Below are 20770 nucleotides of genomic sequence, written 5' to 3' on the forward strand. Positions count from 1 at the left end.
CAGAAACTGGCTGTTACGATACACTCAAGCACGTCGTTTAACGTTCTATCTGTGAGCTATCACCGGAAACCTTATGTAACAGGTTAACTTTTGGTTGAATGGCTATTGGGTCGGGGGCACAATGAAACAAATTTGGATAACTGACAGAATCACAATGAAAAAACTGGGCTTACTTGCAGTTGCGCTGCTGCTATCAGGATGCAGTGGTGGTGGTGTGACCACTGAAATTTATAGTCAGACCATTGAGTCAACCGATACGCGCGAGACTGTGAAAACCTCGGCACCACAACCGAAAGAGCGATCTGCATCGAAAAAACGATCTGTATCGAAAGAGCAATCCGCTTGGAAAGAGGAAGCGTCGCCAGCGCCGAAAAAACAAACCGTAAAAGCATCAAGTCAGGGCCCAGGGTATACCATTCAAATTGTGGCACTTAGCCATGATCGCGGGTTTACTGATTACGTCAAACGGCTTCCAAGTAACGAGCCACTTTGGAGCAACAAGAAAATGGTAGACGGCTTACCTTGGTATACCTTGTTGTATGGTGAATATTCATCACGAGATGCAGCAAAGCGTGCCATTAAGGCTTTACCGCAAACCATTCAGCAGTATGGTCCTTTTGTTCGTGACATCGCAGACATTAAGCGTTCATCAACGCCTGAGATGACACGCGTTAACTAGTCGAATCTCCGCGCCTGTCAATATAGAAGCTGGCTCTTGGGTCAGCTTTGAACAAACCCGCAGCAATCAAACACAAAAATACCAACAAATACGCGTCGATAGGTGAAAGCAACGTCGCATTTGACTACTATGGCGGTATATTCAGGTAACGTGTTAATGCACGTGGTGAGAGAAAATAATGACGAAACTAAACCTGCTTTTACTGTGCGGTGGCGGTGGTGCGGAGCACGATATCTCGCTCGTTTCTGCGCAGTATATTGAATCACAGCTAGCGAAGCTCCCTCGAGTCAATGTCCAAAAAGTCGAAATCACCCAAGAGGGATGGCATCTTGACGATGGTATGCGCTGTCACCTTGATACTGATGGCATGCTTTGTAGCAAGGTTGAGCATAGGCAAATTCATTATGTGATCCCTTGCTTCCATGGTTTTCCCGGCGAGACGGGGGATATTCAGTCACTACTCGAGATCACCGGCCTGCCTTACCTAGGATGCGGCCCGGAAGGTAGCCAAATTTGCTTTAATAAAATTACCTCGAAGTTGTGGTTTGATGCCCTCGGCATTCCGAACACACCCTACGTGTTTATCACCGATCAAAGTGACCAAAGCATGGCACGTGCGTCCGCCTTTTTTGCTGAGCATCAAGGCGTTTTCGTCAAAGCGGCCAGTCAAGGTTCCAGTGTAGGCTGCTATCGTGTGACTGAAGAAGAGCAGCTCTCAACATGCATTGCAGATGCGTTTACGTTTTCTGACCAAGTATTGATCGAAAAAGCGATTCAACCGCGTGAATTAGAGGTCGCCGCGTTTCAGGTTGGCGACGAAATTATTGTCACCAAGCCGGGTGAAATACGCTGTCCAGAGGGGAGTTTTTATACCTTTGAAGAGAAATACAGCGAAGGGAGTTCGAGCAATACACAAATTGAAGCACTCGACCTTAGCGAGGAACAAGTTGCCTGTATTCGCGACTATGCCCATCAAGCGTTTAAGCAACTGCGATTAAAGGACATGTCGCGCATTGACTTTTTCTTGACTGAGAACGGTACGGTACTCGTCAACGAAATTAATACCTTTCCAGGCATGACGCCCATTTCCATGTTCCCTAAATTGGTCGAACATCATGGGTTGGCATTTGATGAATATCTCGCATCACGTATCACCCATGCAACGGGACGGCGAGTAAGCTAGTTATTCCGTCAGCTTCTTATGTCGGTATCGCGCTTTAGCTTGTTCACTTGCTATCGTGTTACCGACATATTGCGCCGGCATTGCGGGGCTTTTCCAGCGGCCAAGATGCTGGATTTGTTTTATTGTCATTCCTTTATTGGCAAGTGCACGGCTTGCACCGACGCGAGGCGACTGCCCAGAAAAAGTAACGGATTCACCCAGCAAGCGACTCGCGCGTCGAAAGACCCGATAAATCGATGACGGGTCTAATGCGGTCTCACCTAAATGGCCATGTTTGTTGATTCGACGAAGTAGGGGGCCATGATTCATTCCTGTTTTATCTAACCACTGGGCGACTAACATCGCTGTTTGCTCACTCAATGCTACCCGTTGATCTCTAACTATTATGAACGTTTGGGTACCTTGAGTAATCAGATCGTCTGTGGTCAGTGCGGCAAGTTCACTGCGTTTAAGCAATCCTTCATAAGAAAGTGACCATACAAGCCGATCTCTCAGATCTTGCAGTCTTTGCGAACCAGCGAGTTGTTCATTGAGTTGTATCATGTGCTGCGCGTGAAAGGGGGTGGCTTCTTTACTTTCCGGCAACTTTGCCTGAAGTAATCGAGCCATGGCGTATTTTACTTCGCGATGTTTACTGGGATCACGCTGTTGATGTAGTCGATGTACTAAGCCGACGGTGACCACGACACGACGAATCACCGATATTTTACGGTGTTGAGCCGCAAGCTCGGCAAAGCGACGCAAAGTCGTTATCGCACATGGCACGGCTGTGACCCCTTGGCCGTGACAAAAATCAGCAAATACGTGCCAGTCATTACGGTAACTGAGTAATGAATTATGACTGTAAGCGCCTTGCGTTAACAATTCCCACTCATCCAAACTGACTACGCCTTGATTGAAAAGGGCCAAGCTATCGGGAATATGCTTTGGTTCAAGCGGTAAAATCTTTTTCATAACGCACTATAACTTTATATGTTTGTTGTCAGTCTAACACGCTAGAATGAAAAATATTAGACTTATGTCTCATTACACTAGACCCTAAGTCCGTTAATGGCTTGGATTAATGAAATAATTCTAAGTAGGGCTGATAATAGTCTAAAACAGACTCAAGGCCGTAGTTCAATGCAACATGGCGTACACGGCTATTTGCGGGAGGAAAAAACATGACCCGACGCCTTTTTCATCGTGGTTATACGATTGAAAAGTCAGAAGGTGGCGATGAGGCCACAGAGGTTTACCGCGCTAGACTCGGGGGTAAATCGATATCTGGCAGTTTGCACAATGTGAAAAAATCAATCGAGTGGTGGGCTGACACCAGTATTCTTGTCGATCCCGCCGATTTTGATGATGAAGAGGGTGACGTATCGTCAAAAAAGCAGGTGGAAGAATATAATGGTTTTCGTATTATGAACGACGATCCAGAAAAAGATGAAAAGGGCTGGTATATGATTGTCCGAGGCAAACTGATGAAGGGGTCGCTACCAGGATTAAAGCTTTTTATTGATAAAAATGGAGAGCAGCTGCGCGGATAGTGACTGCCAACATAGGGTTGCTTTTGATAGTATAATCCTAAAATGTTCAACGAAGCAAAACTATCACCATGTCTGACGAAAACCGCTTAGTCTACTCAACAGAATCTGGAAAAATCAAAGAAACGCCCGAGAAGCCTCAACGCCCTAAAGGGGATGGCATTGTTCGTATCCAGCGCCAAACAAAAGGGCGCAAAGGTAAAGGCGTCAGCTTAGTCACTGGCTTAGACCTTGATGATGCTGAATTAAAACAGCTCGCCGCCGAACTCAAAAAAGTATGTGGTTGCGGGGGAGCCGTGAAAGATGGCGTGATTGAGATCCAAGGGGATAAGCGCGACAACATCAAAACGTACTTAGAAAAGAAAGGCCACACAGTCAAACTGGCCGGCGGGTAAAAAAAGAAAAACCAGGCAACATCTCATGCCTGGTTTTTTTATTTACGTTTTTTGTTGCTTAAATAAGTCCATCAGGGTCAATCAACAGATCAAACCGCTCGTGACCATGCAGTGATTCAAAGTCGGCCTCTTCTCGAGCCGCTTCACGCAATGAAGCACTTTCAGCTATCGCCAGCTCTAAGTCAGACACGGCTTGGTCCTCGGCACCTAACCTTGCATAAGCACAAGCGCGTTGGAATAGGGCATTAGCATTGCGCTCATCCACTTCCAAGACACGGTTACTAATACTTAGCGCCCAATGGTATTCACCCATTTCCATCGCGGCATCCGCTTTGTGAGTTAACGCTTCGAGATCACCAGGGCGGATTTTGAGTATCTCATTATAAATTTCCATCCGCTGCTCTGGCGTCTGCGAATGCTGCGCACGTAACCATAAGTTATGGATTTCGTTAATGCGTTCAATTTCTTTGTTATTTTCAGCAATAATGCGCGTTTTACGCTTCAAATCTCGCTCGAGCGCTTGGAACTTGCGCTCATATTGCTCTGCAATTTCAGATAACTGTTGATCCGCCAGTTCTTTGGTGTTGGTCTTAATATCACGTAACGACTGCCAGCCAACGAGGGCAATGAGCGATGCTGCGCCCGCGATGAGATAAAAGAAGTAGGTCACTGTCACATTAGCGTAGTTGAGTGACTTATCCGCCACGTCGAGCTCACGGTCGGTAATCTCTGTGACCATACGTTTTTCTAACGCTTGGAAATCGGTTCTTAAGTTCCGGATCTCATCCAAAACATACCTTTCCATCAATGGTTTATCGTAAATACTTTGCTCGGCGTACGATGTTGGCTCTTTGGCCGCCTTAGTATGCTTAACATCGTTTTCGTCCTGAGCTATCGCGCCAAAACTGGCTAACGCCACGAGCAAACACGCCCAAATGTGCGCTTTCATGGTTATCCTTATAATGAATGATCTAATGACTGGTGAACTGTAGCAAACCTTGCTGAACCTAAAAAGGTTAATGGGTGGAATTCGTCCGGAGCGAACCGTGATTTGTGTTCCCGGTACAGTAAACACCTGCTGTTCTGCTGTATTTTAGCCCAGCTTGACAACTGTCATAATGTCAGCCATTTTAGACGTATATAAGTCAAATTTAAATGACATGGTAGCTACGATGAACCGATCTATTTTAGATGTCGTCATGAACGCAGAAGGTATCATCGGAGCGAAGGGCTACCAGAGTTTGGCGGATTAACCGCAGAACAACTGGTTAAGCACGATCGAATGGATGCGGTCAGAGCCTACCTCAATCATACGAGCGAAGGCGGTTATGCTTAAAGACAAACCATGTTTGACCTATAGAAAAGCGTCGCTCGCGAAAAGCGGCAAATGTAGAGCTATTTACAGCTCATCACTGCGTGATTGAAGCATCTTAGGTCAAGCGGAGCATTTGAACTAAGTTGATTAAAGAAAATGGTGATTAGCTATTTTATGGTAAATAGTCAGTTATGTTGAATCATCGCATCAGAGTACTGAAGGGGGAGAGAAAATGGAGGTGAGGAGTCAAGACGCTTGTCTTATCGATACGATTCATCATCTGATAACCACTTTATTTAACATAACATACATAATGCGCACTTAAGATTGATTTATTAACATACATAATGCGCACTTAAGATTGATTTATTAACATACAGCCGTACCGCTCAGTCTATTGCGTAAATCTTCTCAACCTGGCTGATTTCTTTCCCGTTCCAAATCATTTCTGCGTGGAAGCATTGGATAACATCGCTAACCACTTTTGGCGTAGACATCGCCCAGCAGATCCTCCCTTCATTTCGCACTGAGTGGTAGCGGATCCCTGATAATGTATCATTTTGCCGTACCTGGCGGCCAAGCATCTGTGCCGCAGAGTAATCAATCAGGTCGTAAATTGGATCTGTCATTGGCTTGTCGCACACATCAATCACCTTATTATCATCAAATGTGAAACGAAGCGCCCTAAACACCAAACGATCATAGTGAAGCCCATTAACGCCAGCCCAATACTTGCGCTGGTGATACATGACCTCCTTTACAGCGGTTTGTTCGGTGTCACCAATATAAAGCATCCCAAAGCTGCCATCAGCAAAGCGTGAGCCATCACGGTTAATGTGCGTAAAGGCGGCTACCGCATAGCTACGACCACGTTCACAGTGGTACGGGATTTCCTCCGGCTTAATCAGGGAAACATCACCCACTTCATCGAGAATACGTGGATTCGTCAATGCTTGCAGTTGATACATCACCTCAAAGTCTTCCGGATTAAGGACATAATCAAACAAATCAATCGTCGGGTACTTAGACGGAATGAGCCTATAACCTACCGCTTGATTTTCTCTCGCATTCGGCATGCTACCCCCATTGACCTGAACGTAACGCGTCGACACGACAGAACACTTCGTAAAGATCAGCGAATTTGCCGCTACTAATAATAGATAAAGGCGTCTGCCCTTCGAAGTAAGCGTTTTTGTTCTCCATCGACATGAAACCCTGAACGTTCTCTTGGTTATCGAAGATGATTCGAAGGCTACTGTGAATGTTTGCGATATAGCTTAAGCGCTCAAGCTGATCATCATCCATAGATATAGTGTCTGGGTTCGCCTTGTACTTTTGGAATGTAGACCTTGGCATGCGAAGAATTCGCTGCATGTCTGCGCCGGTACAGCCCCATCCTTCCATTATTTTTACAGCAGCTTTGAAGCCGACCTGAGCCATTCTCTTCTTGTCTGCCGCCTTTGGTGCTTGTGCTGCTGTCATATCATTCACCATTTTATGCTCACACACTCTCATTATGGACTTAATCTATAATTATATCCATATTGAGACAGAGAGATCTTGCACTTAGATTGATTGGCGTGTCGATGTCCGATAAAGTGCTGATAATACATCGTCAATGCGAGTACGCTTTATGATAAAAACAGCTTTGGTCGGTTTTGGCTTTTCTGCCAATACATTTCACGTTCCTTTTTTGAGTGCAATCTCTGAGTTCGCTATTTCAGCTGTTGTGTCCAGTAAACCCGAACAAGTTGCACAGCGATTGCCTAAAGCGGCTTGCTTTGACGACCTCAACACTTTACTCACTCAACAAACCCCAGATTTGGTGGTGATTACTACCCCCAACCACCTCCATTACCAACACGTTAAACAAGCATTAGAAGCCGGTTGCCATGTCTTGGTAGAAAAGCCTTTTGTGACCAATAGCCGTGATGGTCTCGAGCTAGCGGCGCTGGCCAAGCAAAAAGGCTTGGTGTTGTGTCCTTACCACAATCGACGTTGGGATGGGGATTTTCTCACCCTAAAAGGGTTACACCTAGCAGGTGAGCTTGGCGACATCAAAGTCATGCATTCCAGCTTTAATCGCTACCGCCCAGAAGTCCGCCAACGTTGGCGCGAATTGCCAGGTGAAGGCAGCGGAATTCTCTATGACCTCGGCTCTCATTTAATTGACCAAGCCCTCCATCTTTTAGGGGAACCGGATGCGGTATCCGGCACCTGTCGTGCGCTACGCCCTAGCAGCGAAACGACCGACTATTTTCAAGTGACGCTGCATTACCCAAACACAGAAGTAATTTTATCCTCCAGCCCTTACCGTTCAGGTACCACAGAACGCTTTGTCGTCCAGGGTGAAAAAGCGACCTTCAGTACCGTAGGGTTAGATATTCAAGAAGAGCAACTACGCGCGGGTTTGATGGTAACTGTCTCTGGTTTTGGTGAGCAAGCGTATCAAGGGATGCTCGAAGTTGGTGACAGCGTCACTCCTGATCCTCTCACCCTTGAAAACGGCCAATATCACCGCCTGTTCGATGGATTAGCAAAGGCAATTACCGATAACCAACCCTCGCCTGTTTGCCCAATTTCTGCAAGCAAAGTCATCTATGCTATTGAGCTGGCACAAACAGCCTCCGACACAGGCACTCGCCAACCTTGGCAGTTCTAAGGCTGCAGTTTATAAATTAATTAAAAAGCTGAGCCACATGAGCGATGTGACTTAGCTTTTTGCTTTACAACATATAAAGTTATAGTGCGCTAAGTGATAAAAAGTAGCCCAGACACAGCTGGGCCACAAAGTATGGCGCGTATTAAGCGAGAGTAAACTGGTACACCATCATTAATAGGAGTAACCAAAACACCGAAATTCGCCATTGAGTTAATGCCACTAAGCCAAGCGCGATGGGCACTAAATCCAAAGGTTTTGTGTAGGCGGAAACCCATACGGGTTGATACAGCGCGGCGGCGAGTAACCCCACGACACTGGCATTAATGAGGCTGATAGCCCCGGCCAAGCGAGGCTGAGTTTTAACCGCCTCCCAAATCGGCAAAACACCGAACATAAGTAATGCACCAGGCAAGAAAATCGCAATCGTTGCAATGATACTGCCCCAAATGGGAGCTAACCCTTCAACACTGGCACCCAGATAACTCGCCATGGTGAACATCGGCCCCGGCACTAGCTGAGCCGCCGCATAACCTTCAATTAACGCCGAATCAGTGACAACGTCACCGACAATAGGCTCGAGCAATGGTAAAACCACATGCCCGCCACCAAAGACAAAACTGCCCGCTTGGTAGAACAGATTAAACACCTGTACCCATAAGGTTTGATTAAACAGCCAAGGTACTGTGAGCAATAGTAAAAAGAGACCCAGGATCACGCTACTGCGGCGCCACGCAATGTTAACTGGCGCATGATGTGATTGGGGCTTCGCAAACCCAATAGCTCCTACAATGCCTGCAATGACAATGGGAAGTACTTGATATAATACGCCCGATGGCGTTAGCAATAGCCACAACGTTGTTGCCACCGCCATTGTCCCAGTCGCTAACGAGCCGATAAATTTTCGGCTCATTGAGACAGTAGCATCAATCACTACCACCACCGCTAATAATTTGGCTGCGCTAATGATGCTTGCGACCCAATCAGAAGCTTGCGCACCGCTGTTTAATACCGCCGCCGCTGTCAACAAAACAAAAGAAGGCAAGGTAAACGCGACAAATGCGCCAAACGCACCTAAATAACCCGCGCGTTGATAGCCAATATACATACCGAGCTGACTGCTTCCTGGGCCAGGTAGAAACTGGCTGATGGCTAAACCAGAAGCAAAGGTATCCGCACTCAGCCACCGCTTTTCTTTGACGAACACACGCTCAAAATAGCCGACATGCGCGGCCGGCCCACCAAACGACATGCACCCTAATAAGAAAAACTGTTTGATTAATTCAATCATCTATCACCTCCTCGCTAAATTTTATGCGATATCAATCATGAATAAAAACAGCCATTCCAGTTTTCATTGTCGATATAAACAATAAATAAGCCGATATAAGAATAAATGAAAGATAGTGTGAAAGTTTATAACCGTTTTAAAAGTGAGCACTTACATTTAATGTTTTCAGTGTATCTCACAGGAAACAATAATATATTGACATTAAAAAACAATAAGATAGAAAAAAGAAAAGGAAGGGGGTTTTACGGTGCTTCTCTGATAGCTTAGTGTGACGTTGTCACTATTAATTCCAGAGGCAGGGAAATATGTGGTAGTCTCACCCTACTGAGAACATGGAAGCACAGACTATGCTCGAACATCTCCAACAAATTGTGGTGTTGGCTGCCGTTGCACAAGAGCAGCATTTTACGCGCGCCGCTGAACGACTTGGTATTTCCAAATCACAAGTGAGTAAACAGGTTCGTTACCTCGAGGATCGTTTGGGCGTCCAACTGGTACAGCGTAACACCCGCTCGGTATCGTTGACCGAAGTGGGAACTCGATATGCGGATTATGGTAGCCAGTTAATGGCAACCTTAGATGAAGCCGAAGCCATGGTCGCAGGTTATCGGAATGAGGTAACCGGTAAGCTAAAAATCGGCGTCGCGCAGTCATTCGGTAATACTATAATGACGCGCCATTTTGCCAAATTCCGACAGCTGTACCCTGATCTTAATCTCGACATTAGTTTGTTCGACCATCGACCTAACCTGGTCGAAGAAGGCTATGACTGTTGGGTAGCGATTCATGAGCACCCTCCTGAGGGGATGGTGGCGAGAAAATTAGCAGACTGTCAGTTCAAACTGGTTGCTGCCCCAACCTACCTTGCGAATAACGGCACCCCGCAACAACTTAATGAATTACGTCATCATGACTGTATTACTTATCAAAGCCGTGAACGTCGTTATGACCAATGGCCCTTCACCAAGGCCAGCACGGAACAAGTGGTTCATATCAGCGGCCAATACACAATCAATAATGCCCCAGCGGTGCTCGAAGCAGTCAAAGCGGGATTAGGGATCGCCTATCTCGCGACCTATCTATTAAACGATGAGTTAGACACGGGTGAGCTGGTTGAGGTACTTCCCGACTGGCAGCCTTGTCTCGAACTGCCAATTTATATCGTTTACCCACGGCGTAAGCATCTTGCGCCCAAGGTCAGAGAGTTTGTCGATTTCATGCGTGATGAAATTGGCGATCCACCGCCTTGGGATCGCCAATAAAGTGACAAGGTCACTCGGCGTTTTGTTCTCCTACAACGTCGACGACGTCGTCATCTGACAGAACAGCACCTACTGTCTGTTGGTTGAGAACTGGATTGGCGTACATTTGTTGCAAATATTCACGCGCCGCTTCAGGCGCTTGAGCAATTTTTTGCTCGTAAAGACGGCGTTCGGCTGGTGTGACACTGTCATGTTCTACCCCAGCCGCAATATAGTTGGCCGGATACAGCCGATACAGCTGATGAATTTGGCTATCGATCTTCGCCGCCATGGAGTCAGGCGTATCTTGTGACAATGTCACTGGCTCACCAAAGGCGACATGAACATGGCGCTTGTTGCCGACGATACCTTTGACGATGGTCTGAATGTCTTCAAACTCACTCTTTTCGTACGCCCCTAATCGTTTAACCGCATCCAATTCCGTCGCTTTGTCCAGATCGCAAGGGTCGTTTTGATACGATATTGCTACAGGAACCACGTTTAAGTTGCCCATGTACGTATCAAAATCTTGCTTACGTTTTCGGCCTTCCATAAAGAACATTTTTAAGATCGCAGGATCAGTGATGTCTTCGCCGGTTTTTGCTCGCCCTTCTCGTTGCGCAATCCATATAGACTGCCCTTCATCGAGAGAAACACGTAAGTAAGCGGATAATTGTGATAGCGATTTCATCATTTCACGGGGGGCTTTAGCAGAGCGCTTAACAATAAAACTTTTATTCAGTTTCATCAGCTCCGTTGCACACGGCTTACGCAACAAGTTATCACCAATGGCGATTCTTACCGTATCTAATCCGCGCTGATGCAAACACCAATTCACTAAGGCGGGATCCATGGCAATATCCCGATGATTCGAGACAAAGAGGTACGCTTGGCTTGGGTCGAGATTTTCAACACCGAAGACCGTGACTTTATCGCAGCTTGTTTTGATCATCTTGCGCATATAGCTGGCAACATGTAGCTGCACATCCTGTACGGTTCTGATGTTATTCCACTTTTTGGTCAGATACAGTTTTAGCGCAGGCTTGAGTAGCCAACCGAGCGGGCCGGATGCGTGTGGATAGCGATAAGACAGAATCGCATTGATAAATTCATCATCTTGAATAAGACGCTGAATCGCACCTGGAACTTCTTCGTCATAATAAGGACGAATCTCTTGATAGGGATCGTTAACTGTCTGCACGTTCTTCCATTATAGCTAATAAAAACCGCGCTATTTTACGCAGCCAAACAAGGATTCAAAGTGAATCCACCGATATTTTCCACAGGTTGGAGGTCAGACCTTATTGTACCAAAAGGGTTCCCTTTCGGGGTGTGTACTTGACCTTAACAGCAAAAGTGCTCACCATTGCCGCCTTGTTACATTGAGACGCCATTATGAAGTACACCAGCGAACATACGTTTTACCAACCATCATCACTGACTTTCACGCCTCGTAAGCGTCGTTACACGGCTAATTTGCTGTTTGTTGAAGACGGCGTCGTATTTGTTCGCTTAGGGAAAGCCGACATCCCTGTGCATAGTGGTCAAGGGTTTTGGCTTCCATTTGAGTGTTTGCATGCCCTGACCATCACGCCAAACACTCGAGTACATCAACTGGCCATATCGCCACGTGTCACGCAGAAGCTGCCTACACAAGTTGGCCATATCGAGGTGTCCCCCCTGCTTGTTGCCAGCCTTTGTGCACTGCTTACGTCAGGATATCAGCCGTCATCATCAGCGCAAGCACGCCGGCTTCAAGCTGTCGCATTAGATCAGGTTTCACTCATGACACCGTCACAAACACTCGACCGACAAACCCAAAGCTTGGCAGATTGTGTGACACGAGCGCAAACAGGTCAACCACCCGCAAACGCTGAACAACACTATCAATTACAAGCACTCACGCAACTGACCATGGAAGATTTACACGAATATTTTATCGTGAGACAACTCCGTGCAGCCCTTAAATCGGGGCAAACATTAACCAAGGCGGCGACAAATATCGGCATCGCGCACGCGCAAGCAGAATCACTGTATGCGCGTTATACCGACACCTTCGAGGCGTGATACACAAGACGAATCAATCTATCATGTGCTAATACGCCCTGAACGCTGAATCGGTTAGCTGTGCCGCGACGTTCGGGGTGGTTAACTCACTAATGGGTAGTCCCTGCTGGAGTCGTTCACGTATGTGGGTACTTCGGACCACCACTTTTTCTGGCATTCCTAATACAGACCAGCGCGCAAGGATCTCGTCACTGTTCGCGAATTGACCAAACTTAACCAAGTTGTCTGGTCCAACAACAAAAGTTAACGCGGCCTCTGGATAATCTTGCTGTAACGCACTCAGCAGCATAAATGTTGTGACAGGGTCACCTTCAGCGCCAAGCGATGCCTCGCGTTGACATAGTGTCAGGTTCGAGAGCGCGACATCATCGATAAACGTCCGCACCCACGCACAGCGAGTGTCATAAGGCGCCATCGCTTTCCCCCAAGCATGCTTGTAGCTAGGGACCAGCAATACCTGATCAAAGTGGTTCAGTTGTGCTAATACCGACGCATGGCCTTGCGTCGGCGGATTAAAAGCACTACCAAACACTGCAATTTGCTCTGTCATCGTATTCTCTTAGCCGAACCATTCTGGATGCGGTGGATATCGCGCATAATGATGCCATGAAACCAATCAAAAACCTAACACGTAACCAGCAACGCGAAGGGATTGATTTGGCTATACCCAACGCGCCAGAGATCATGCACAATAATACGCAGCCAAACCTTCATTAAAGTCGCATGCCAGAGTTAAAAAGAGGAACACAACATGGAACACCCGATCCGCGAAGAAATGCGCGTGCAACCCACGATTGACGCAGCACTCGAAGTACGCCGTCGCATTGCGTTTATCAAAGCCATGCTACAACGTTCAGGGACCCGGAGTCTTGTATTAGGCATTAGTGGAGGCGTCGATTCTTCAACATGTGGAAAACTGGCACAATTAGCCGTTGACGAACTTAATCAAGCCGCAGGCACCGAGCAATATCAGTTTATCGCGGTACGCTTACCCTACGGTGAGCAAAAAGATGAGGATGAAGCCCAACTCGCGCTATCATTTATCCAACCAAGTAAAATCGTGACCGTCAATGTGAAACCCGGTGTCGACGGTACACATCAATCGGTACTCGATGCAGTGTCGGAAGTCGGCCTATTGCCAGCAAACGAAGGGCGGATTGATTTTGCCAAAGGCAATGTTAAAGCACGCGCCCGAATGGTTGCACAGTATGAAATTGCCGGTTTAACCCAAGGTTTGGTCCTCGGCACCGATCACTCAGCAGAGAACATCACCGGCTTTTATACCAAATTCGGCGATGGCGCCTGCGATCTTGCCCCTTTATTTGGTCTCAATAAACGCCAAGTGCGTCAACTTGCCGCCCACTTAGAGGCGCCGGATGTGTTAGTTCATAAAGTCCCTACCGCGGATTTGGAAGACTTATCGCCACAAAAAGCCGACGAAGACGCATTACAACTCACGTATGAGCAAATTGATGATTTTCTTGAAGGTAAGCCAGTCGATAATGCGGTGAAAGAGAAGATTATTAAGGTGTACCAGGCAACGCAGCACAAACGACAGCCCGTCCCGACTGTGTATGACTTAGATAACTAACGACTAAGCATTAACAGCGTCGTCGAAAACAGCGGTTAAGAGATCGACGCGTGGAGCTGATGATCAGGATGTCGGTCTGCGTGTTGGCCGGCATCAATCAAGCCATCTAGCTCTTGCCATAAGTTGTCACACAAACCGGGGCGATATACAGCAACGCGAAAGCCGCCGTGTTCGCGTTGATATTGCTCAAACCGTTTTGGGCTGTGTTCACTACTGGCAATGACGTTCGCGAGTCGATCACAGGTTTTTACCACCAAGGCAAGCCAAGCCGCCTCATCCGTGACATCAAGCACAATCAAACGCTGGTTTAACGCGCGTTTTCGCTCTTCGCGATTGGGTCGGCGCGGATCGGTCACCAGCATCACAGCGCGGGCTACCGTGGGGCCGAAAAGCGCAGAGATCTCATCCACACGCGTCGCGGTGTCTTCCAAAATATCGTGCAGTTGCGCCACAATACGTGCTTGTTCACCAAAAGGCGTGGCAATCCGCTCGACATGATCCAGGTGACAACGATAGGGCTGAGCGCCATACCGCTGGAGGGCATGTCTTACCCTCGCCCACTCTCGCGCTTGTTCCAGCCGACTACCCATCCAACACTCCTTTACTGACCTACTTTAAATTAATCAGGGATTGTTGGAATTGTAAATAAAAACACAATATGTTTGCAGTGTGTCTCACTCTTCAGACGAAGAGGCTTGAGCCGCTTGCGCTGCTTGCGAACGTATTTCATTGGCAACCTGCATAATCGCCTCACCGCTGCTCATGCCTTTTGCCATCAGCGCGTGAATGCGCTCTGCCGCTTCTTGTTGTTGCTCGTGGTTTAGCGTAACGCCGTCAAACATTCGGTTACTCTCTTGATGATCAATGATTGGTAAGTGATGATTAAAAAAGGCAGGCCATTTTAGGGCCTGCCCAATCATTTGTCATGCAGTAACTGATTTAAAACGTAAAGGCCAGCTGAGCGGAACCACCATAGCTGTTGCTATCGATGATACTCGCGGCGATATCAAGATTGGCGACACCAAAGGGGGATAAACCAAGACCGAGGGTAAAGGCATTATCGACATTGTCCTCTAGATCCGCACGATAGCCGGTGCGTAGTTGCGCATGGCCAAAGGCGTCAAACTCTGCCCCGACTCGGAAAAACTGGGTGTCATCATCCACATTAAGCGTCCCTTTAAAGCCGCTTTTCTTGTTGAGATCTAAATCGGCAGCAACGGTCACAAAATCAGACACAAACGCCGAGCCCAGGGTAAATTGCGGCTCAAGCTCATAAGTGAAACGGTTACCCGTTCTTTTAATGGTTACGGTATCGACATCTTGGCTAACCAAATTCTTACCAGCAAGGCCGACCCGGTAAGGGCCCGATTGCCACACGGCGCCCAAATCAAGATTGAAAGCATTTTCTTCTTCGCGGTAGCGGCTGTCATCCCAGTCATCGCTATCATAAGCATCAACCGAGACGCCATAGTTATAGGTAGTGATCCGTTGCAGTTTAGGCGTTACCCCCACCGCGACGCGCTGGCCGGCAATATCAAGGTTGGTTGCCAGTGCGACCCCTAATTCACCGATACCGGCGGCGAGGATAGTTGCATTTGAGTTTGGGTTGGATGTTAAGCCAAAGTCATTGGGGTCAATATCTGTTAAGACTGCTCCCTCAATTAACCCAGATGTATAGAGTGTCGCCGAGATAGAGCCTGTGGGAATCCCCACCGCAGCACCAACACCGGCATTGACGTAGGCTTTATCGCCTTGCACCGCTCTCAGTGAAGATTCAATTTTTGTTGCATCTTGTTGGTCAAACGCATCGGCGACATCATCGAGGCCGTCAATAAGCTCATCGGGATCTCGCGCTTCGGCACCAATATACGGGATAAGCACCCCAAACGCGCTATCGGGATCAAGTGCAGCCAAAGCTGGGTTATGAAAGCCTGCGGAAAGATAATCCCCCGATGCCACGCCTACCCCACCCATGGCATTGGCACGGGCATCGGTTGGGTTAGTCGCCGCCAACGCACTGGTTGAGCATGCGGCCAGTGCCACCACAAGCGCTTTTGTTTTAAAGGTCATTGCGTTACCCCTATGTTTTGATTTGCTATTTAAAAGGCAAGCATAGAGGTAAAAGTGAAAAATTGGACCGAACTCACTAAAAAGGTGTGAACTTTATCAAATTGACCATAACGCAAATGTCTATTTATTCGTCACTTTGTTTGTCCGAGCGGCTCGGCGCTATCCTATTTAAAGCGTCAGGATCCAAATCCGGTAAATCAATCGCCCGGCCGATACGCTGAACTTCTTCAATTGACAGCGCGCCCTGCCAGCGCCGTTCAATCAGGGCAACACTAAACCAGTATTGACCATTAGGCACATCTAACATTGGCAGCTGAGTAGGAAGCCGCTTATGCTTTTCAGCAGACCAGATCGGGGCACCATCCGGTTGATTGTGCGGATACAGGTTAAGGCTCAGAAAGGGCCGTTGACAGGTTGAGTTAAAATCATCAAAAGGAGCAATGTGCCAGCTTCGGGTATCTTTCCAGCTCAATGTTTGACGTGGCTGAGGCTGGGTCAGAAGCAACCAACTCGACCACGTATGGCCTGATACTGACTCTGCTGTGAGTTGATAAAGACCTTGGGAAATAGGATCGGAAAGGCCATCTTTGATCAAACGCCAACCGTGTTGCTGCGCCGGAGAGAACTCACCATGCATCACCGTTTTATCCGGCCATTTTTTTAACGTGAGTGCATTCACCCCCGTTTGCGACTCCCCTGACACTTGGAGCCGATAATACACCCGACTCGTGGTTTGGACCGTTTCGCGACGCACAGATATATTGCTCAACCAATCAGGCAATGTCTTTTGGCTTAAACTGCGCCCACAGTCCTCCGTGATCGCGAGCGCAAGCAGCTGAGCGAGATGATCCTGCTTGGCAGCAGAAAGATTGGGTTGCTGCCAGGCTTCAATCATGGCCTCTACACTGGCTGCGGTTTTTCCATTTAATAGGCGCTGATGGGCACTGGTTAACGCGTCATTGCCGTTAAACCACGCGGCCTGCGCGCCACCAGCACCCAGCATAGTTGCTAATAGTCCAAAGAGAGCGCGCTTTTTCATCATGCCTTCATGCGATAGCCGACGCCACGTAGCGTCTCGATATTCACCGAGGGCAGCTTCTGGCGTAGTTGTAATATATGGGTGTCAACCGTACGCGTGGTAGGATAATGGTTATACCCCCACACTTGATCGAGCAATTCATCACGCGTAAATACACGCCCTGCGTTTTTGGCGAGGAAATGCAACAAGTCAAACTCGGTACGTGTCAATGTCATCTCTTGGTCACCACAAAAGACTGCACGACTCGCGGTATCGATTCTCACCTCATTGATCACGAGATCGTCACTCGATATTTCCGCTTCTCCGACAGGGTGACGAAGATGGACACGCACGCGCGCGAGCAGCTCTGCTTCGGCAAAGGGTTTAGTGATATAATCGGTAGCGCCCGAGTCTAACCCGCCAACGCGATCACGCACGGACACCATGGCTGTCAACAAGATCACTGGCACGGTTTTGAGTTTATTCCAATCCGCGAGCCATTCGATTGAGTCGCCTTCAGGCAGTTGGCGGTCCAAGATGACAAGATCCGCATCACGCCATAACTCAGCAACTTTCGCCGCACTATCAGCATATAAACACTGGTAGCCCGCTTGCTCCAAACTTGCCAATAAGCCGTCTGCTAGATTGGCATCATCTTCAACCAGAAGTAACGTCGGTTGCGTCACAATGAATCTCCAAAGTAAATGTGGTGGGTGGACCAGAAAGGATTAACTTGCCCCCCATTCTCTCAATCATCGATTCTACGATCGTCAGCCCGAGCCCAAGACCGCTTTGGCTGACAAAGGGTTTACGTATGTGCTTCCAATCCTTGGCGGTCAGATCGCCTTGGTCGCATATTGCAATGGTGAAACGATCCGCTGATACCTTTGCATGCACTTCAACCGGGGCGACACCATATTTGACCGCATTGGCAATCAAATTGTTCAATGATGTCGTCAACCAATAGACATTGGCCCGCACCGCGCCATCTTGACTTACCTGAAGCGTCACTTGATGTTCTTCACAAATGTATCCTAACCATTCTTCGATAGACGGAATCGTTTCTTTGCCCAATGGCTTTTGATTCGACTGCAAGTAATCCTTACTCGCTTCCGCCAGCTGTTTTAGACGCCTTGAATCTTCACACAAACGACGAAACTCATCATAAAAGGGCTCTGGTAACGTATCGAATTTACGCCGAAACCCCTCAACCGTCATCGACAAGCTGGCAATGGGGGTACGTAACTCGTGCGTCAATATTTGTAATACCAGCATACGCTCTTGCATCAACCGACGCTGTACCGTCCATCGGTTAAATCCCCAACCACCGAGGGCAACCAGGTTGATGATAATCAGCGCGCCGACAAGATAAGGCCAATAGCTAGGCGCTTTTTCTTCATTCCAACAAATGTTCCCCACACGGGCCAAACAAAAATCTTGCTCCCCCCGAGGCGTAAGGTGTAAATCAAATTCAGCAACAAGAGGTTGCCATTGCTGCGCGGCATACAAATGGTAATAGCTGCCCACACGGATCCACATTTCATTTTGACTGACCAAGGTTTTAGCGCCGCTATTCAATGCCTCGACGGCTGATGAATCCATTCTTTGCAGTCGACCGAGTAAACTGTCAGGTTCGGCTTTGGGTCGCTCTTGGATATGAAAAAAGCGCACAAGCTCGCTGCGTCGCGCCGGATATTTCTCCGCGTATTTGGCCGCATAGCTCCCGCCACCTGGATGAATAAACCCAGAGCGAGAAAACCAAGCAACCGGAAGCTGGGTGTTATTACACATGGCACGAGTAAACACCAAAGGCTCTGTCACTTGCGGATTCACTGGCCAAGGTCCTTGACACTTTTGCGCAGCCTGATACAGCCGGCGAATATCTTTTAGTGGGTAGCGCGCCGTCTGTGGCAATAGGCTATCTGGACTGAGCAACACACGTGGAAAAGCACGGTTAATACCGATGAGGTTATAACGAGCAACAGGATCCGCCAACAGTAACTGAGCCCGGAACGCAGTCATTTGCTCTGAAAATGTACTCGCCGCCATCGCTGGCCAAGCTGTCAACGTAAAAATAATTAGCAGCAGAATTCGCATAGTGACAGCTTACCACCAAACCTATAAATAATGTCAGTGCATTGTAAGTTCAGACTGTCAGGATGCAAGATAGCTATTACGCAAGGTGGCTATTACGCAAGGTGGCTTTTACGCAAGATAGCTTTTACTCTCGTCCTGCGCCGGCGATCGTGCATAAAAAAAGAGCCAGCTGAATCACTGACTCTTTTGAAAAACGGGCTCTTTAAAATAAGAGCGTCCTAAAGTTCAACTATCGCGCCTTTGAATTTAACTATAGCGCTTTAGAAATAGCCTCGACACTTTGTTTCGCATCGCCAAAGAGCATGGTGCTATTGTCTTTAAAGAACAATGGGTTTTGCACCCCAGCATAGCCGGTATTCATTGAGCGTTTAAAGACCACCACATTTTTAGCATTCCAGACTTCAAGTACGGGCATCCCCGCAATGGGACTAGACGGGTCATCCATTGCGGCGGGGTTAACCGTATCATTGGCTCCGATCACCAGTACCGTATCCGTATCTGGGAAATCATCATTAATTTCATCCATCTCTAATACGATGTCATAGGGGACTTTCGCTTCTGCGAGCAACACATTCATATGCCCAGGCAAACGCCCTGCAACGGGATGAATCGCGAATCGCACGTCAATGCCCATATTACGCAGTTTTTCTGTTACTTCGTAAACAGGATATTGCGCTTGCGCAACGGCCATACCATAGCCGGGTGCGATCACAACACTGTTGGAGTCTTTTAGCATTTCTGCGACTTCTTCAGCGGTACTCTCGCGGTATTCACCGATCTCTTCATCACCCGATGACGCGGTGCCATCTGAACCAAAGCCACCAGCAATCACACTAATGAATGAGCGGTTCATGGCCTTACACATGATGTAAGACAAAATGGCACCCGATGAGCCAACCAATGCCCCCGTGACGATCAATAGATCGTTCGCCAGCATAAAGCCTGCCGCTGCCGCTGCCCAACCGGAATACGAGTTCAGCATAGACACCACAACCGGCATGTCTGCGCCGCCAATCGAAGCGACAAGGTGATAACCAAAGGCTAGCGCGATGAGCGTCACTACAATGAGTGCGAACGTGGAGCCTTCGGCATTGACGAAGTTGATCAACAGCAAAAAGGAAACCACGACGGCGGCAAGGTTAAGCTTATGACGATGCGGTAACGCCAGCGCTTTCGACGAGATCACGCCACGCAGTTTACCAAAGGCGACAATCGACCCGGTGAAAGTCACTGCACCGATAAACACGCCTAAGAAGATCTCAACTAAATGAATATTAAGCATCGCACCAGTCAGCGGTGGATGATCAATATAGGTGTTAAAACCGACTAATACCGCCGCCAGGCCGACAAAACTGTGCAGCATCGCCACCAGCTCCGGCATTTCGGTCATCTCAACCCGTTTGGCGTAGTAAATACCAATCGCGCCACCAATGATCATCGCGAGTATAATCCAACCAACGCCTTGAACATCGGGACCCCAAATCGTCGCCACCAGCGCGATGGCCATCCCGGTAATCCCGTAGTAGTTACCGGCACGCGCAGACTCTTGCTTTGAGAGCCCAGCCAAACTCAGAATGAAACAGAGTGCGGCAACAATATACGCAGCTTGTACCAATCCTTCAGACATTCTTTCTC

General features: G+C 48.0%; 22 protein-coding genes. 8 read left to right on the forward strand and 14 right to left on the reverse strand.

Features of this window, described 5'->3' with window-relative positions:
* The first annotated feature begins 154 nt into the window (after nt 1–154).
* Entirely contained in the window at nt 155–679 is a 525-nt protein-coding gene (locus BZJ21_RS04275) for an SPOR domain-containing protein (protein ID WP_077669196.1), read from the forward strand.
* Nucleotides 680–857: 178 nt separating this feature from the next.
* A complete protein-coding gene (locus tag BZJ21_RS04280) occupies nt 858–1862 on the forward strand; it encodes a D-alanine--D-alanine ligase (protein WP_077669197.1) in 1005 nt (334 codons plus the stop codon).
* Here the strand turns inward: BZJ21_RS04280 and BZJ21_RS04285 are convergent, their stop codons facing one another.
* The gene (locus BZJ21_RS04285; protein WP_077669198.1) at nt 1863–2816 is read right to left on the reverse strand and encodes a tyrosine-type recombinase/integrase; all 954 of its coding nucleotides are present in this window, start codon (nt 2814–2816) and stop codon (nt 1863–1865) included.
* A 209-nt stretch (nt 2817–3025) separates the two neighbouring features.
* On the opposite strand from BZJ21_RS04285, the gene BZJ21_RS04290 reads away from it, so the two are divergent.
* Together BZJ21_RS04290 and yciH are read left to right on the forward strand one after the other, a co-directional pair.
* A complete protein-coding gene (locus BZJ21_RS04290; protein ID WP_077669199.1) occupies nt 3026–3394 on the forward strand; it encodes a DUF3319 domain-containing protein in 369 nt (122 codons plus the stop codon).
* A gap of 68 nt (nt 3395–3462) precedes the next feature.
* Nucleotides 3463–3786 (forward strand): stress response translation initiation inhibitor YciH, encoded by a 324-nt coding sequence (gene yciH / locus BZJ21_RS04295; RefSeq protein WP_077460748.1) that lies wholly within the window; start codon nt 3463–3465, stop codon nt 3784–3786.
* Between the two features lie 58 nt (nt 3787–3844).
* Here yciH and BZJ21_RS04300 read toward each other — a convergent pair whose 3' ends face one another.
* The 3 genes from BZJ21_RS04300 to BZJ21_RS04310 all read right to left on the reverse strand — a co-directional run bounded on the left by BZJ21_RS04300 (nt 3845) and on the right by BZJ21_RS04310 (nt 6583).
* Nucleotides 3845–4735, reverse strand: coding sequence for a TPR end-of-group domain-containing protein (locus tag BZJ21_RS04300; protein ID WP_236719515.1), 891 nt, complete (start codon nt 4733–4735; stop codon nt 3845–3847).
* A 755-nt stretch (nt 4736–5490) separates the two neighbouring features.
* The gene (locus BZJ21_RS04305; protein ID WP_077669200.1) at nt 5491–6177 is read right to left on the reverse strand and encodes an RES family NAD+ phosphorylase; all 687 of its coding nucleotides are present in this window, start codon (nt 6175–6177) and stop codon (nt 5491–5493) included.
* A 1-nt stretch (nt 6178) separates the two neighbouring features.
* Entirely contained in the window at nt 6179–6583 is a 405-nt protein-coding gene (locus BZJ21_RS04310; protein ID WP_025744909.1) for an antitoxin Xre-like helix-turn-helix domain-containing protein, read from the reverse strand.
* Nucleotides 6584–6734: 151 nt separating this feature from the next.
* Here BZJ21_RS04310 and BZJ21_RS04315 point away from each other — a divergent pair, with 151 nt between their 5' ends.
* On the forward strand, nt 6735–7763 hold the full coding sequence (locus tag BZJ21_RS04315) for a Gfo/Idh/MocA family oxidoreductase (protein ID WP_077460760.1): 1029 nt from the start codon (nt 6735–6737) through the stop codon (nt 7761–7763).
* A 142-nt stretch (nt 7764–7905) separates the two neighbouring features.
* Here BZJ21_RS04315 and chrA read toward each other — a convergent pair whose 3' ends face one another.
* Nucleotides 7906–9051, reverse strand: coding sequence for a chromate efflux transporter (gene chrA, locus BZJ21_RS04320; RefSeq protein WP_077669201.1), 1146 nt, complete (start codon nt 9049–9051; stop codon nt 7906–7908).
* A 347-nt stretch (nt 9052–9398) separates the two neighbouring features.
* Between chrA and BZJ21_RS04325 the strand changes: the two genes are divergently transcribed.
* Nucleotides 9399–10313 (forward strand): LysR family transcriptional regulator, encoded by a 915-nt coding sequence (locus tag BZJ21_RS04325; RefSeq protein WP_077460762.1) that lies wholly within the window; start codon nt 9399–9401, stop codon nt 10311–10313.
* A 10-nt stretch (nt 10314–10323) separates the two neighbouring features.
* On the opposite strand, the gene BZJ21_RS04330 is transcribed toward BZJ21_RS04325, so the two are convergent.
* Entirely contained in the window at nt 10324–11493 is a 1170-nt protein-coding gene (locus tag BZJ21_RS04330; RefSeq protein ID WP_077669202.1) for a 1-acyl-sn-glycerol-3-phosphate acyltransferase, read from the reverse strand.
* 194 nt (nt 11494–11687) lie between these two features.
* Between BZJ21_RS04330 and BZJ21_RS04335 the strand changes: the two genes are divergently transcribed.
* Nucleotides 11688–12359: a cupin domain-containing protein gene (locus BZJ21_RS04335; protein ID WP_077576975.1), complete on the forward strand. Its 672-nt coding sequence runs from the start codon at nt 11688–11690 to the stop codon at nt 12357–12359.
* A 28-nt stretch (nt 12360–12387) separates the two neighbouring features.
* On the opposite strand, the gene BZJ21_RS04340 is transcribed toward BZJ21_RS04335, so the two are convergent.
* Nucleotides 12388–12909: a nicotinate-nicotinamide nucleotide adenylyltransferase gene (locus BZJ21_RS04340; RefSeq protein ID WP_021023841.1), complete on the reverse strand. Its 522-nt coding sequence runs from the start codon at nt 12907–12909 to the stop codon at nt 12388–12390.
* Between the two features lie 201 nt (nt 12910–13110).
* Here BZJ21_RS04340 and nadE point away from each other — a divergent pair, with 201 nt between their 5' ends.
* Nucleotides 13111–13950 (forward strand): ammonia-dependent NAD(+) synthetase, encoded by an 840-nt coding sequence (gene nadE, locus BZJ21_RS04345; RefSeq protein ID WP_077669203.1) that lies wholly within the window; start codon nt 13111–13113, stop codon nt 13948–13950.
* Nucleotides 13951–13985: 35 nt separating this feature from the next.
* On the opposite strand, the gene BZJ21_RS04350 is transcribed toward nadE, so the two are convergent.
* From BZJ21_RS04350 to pntB, 7 genes are all read right to left on the reverse strand, one after another.
* A complete protein-coding gene (locus tag BZJ21_RS04350; protein ID WP_021023844.1) occupies nt 13986–14540 on the reverse strand; it encodes an HD domain-containing protein in 555 nt (184 codons plus the stop codon).
* An 84-nt stretch (nt 14541–14624) separates the two neighbouring features.
* On the reverse strand, nt 14625–14792 hold the full coding sequence (locus BZJ21_RS04355; protein ID WP_077460953.1) for a YoaH family protein: 168 nt from the start codon (nt 14790–14792) through the stop codon (nt 14625–14627).
* Nucleotides 14793–14889: 97 nt separating this feature from the next.
* A complete protein-coding gene (traF, locus tag BZJ21_RS04360) occupies nt 14890–16020 on the reverse strand; it encodes a conjugal transfer protein TraF (protein WP_077669204.1) in 1131 nt (376 codons plus the stop codon).
* Between the two features lie 124 nt (nt 16021–16144).
* A complete protein-coding gene (locus BZJ21_RS04365) occupies nt 16145–17059 on the reverse strand; it encodes a DUF2861 family protein (protein ID WP_236719516.1) in 915 nt (304 codons plus the stop codon).
* Entirely contained in the window at nt 17059–17724 is a 666-nt protein-coding gene (locus BZJ21_RS04370) for a response regulator transcription factor (protein WP_021023847.1), read from the reverse strand. Before BZJ21_RS04370 ends, BZJ21_RS04365 begins: the two co-directional genes overlap by 1 nt.
* Nucleotides 17696–19135 carry an ATP-binding protein gene (locus tag BZJ21_RS04375; protein ID WP_077661297.1) on the reverse strand — a complete coding sequence of 480 codons (1440 nt, stop codon included), beginning with the start codon at nt 19133–19135 and terminating at the stop codon, nt 17696–17698. The genes BZJ21_RS04370 and BZJ21_RS04375 overlap by 29 nt, the downstream gene beginning before the upstream one ends.
* Before the next feature lie 250 nt (nt 19136–19385).
* Nucleotides 19386–20762 (reverse strand): Re/Si-specific NAD(P)(+) transhydrogenase subunit beta, encoded by a 1377-nt coding sequence (gene pntB, locus BZJ21_RS04380; protein ID WP_077669206.1) that lies wholly within the window; start codon nt 20760–20762, stop codon nt 19386–19388.
* Nucleotides 20763–20770: the final 8 nt, after the last annotated feature.

The sequence above is a fragment of the Salinivibrio costicola subsp. alcaliphilus genome, from assembly GCF_001996185.1.
Classification (GTDB): Bacteria; Pseudomonadota; Gammaproteobacteria; order Enterobacterales; family Vibrionaceae; genus Salinivibrio; species Salinivibrio costicola.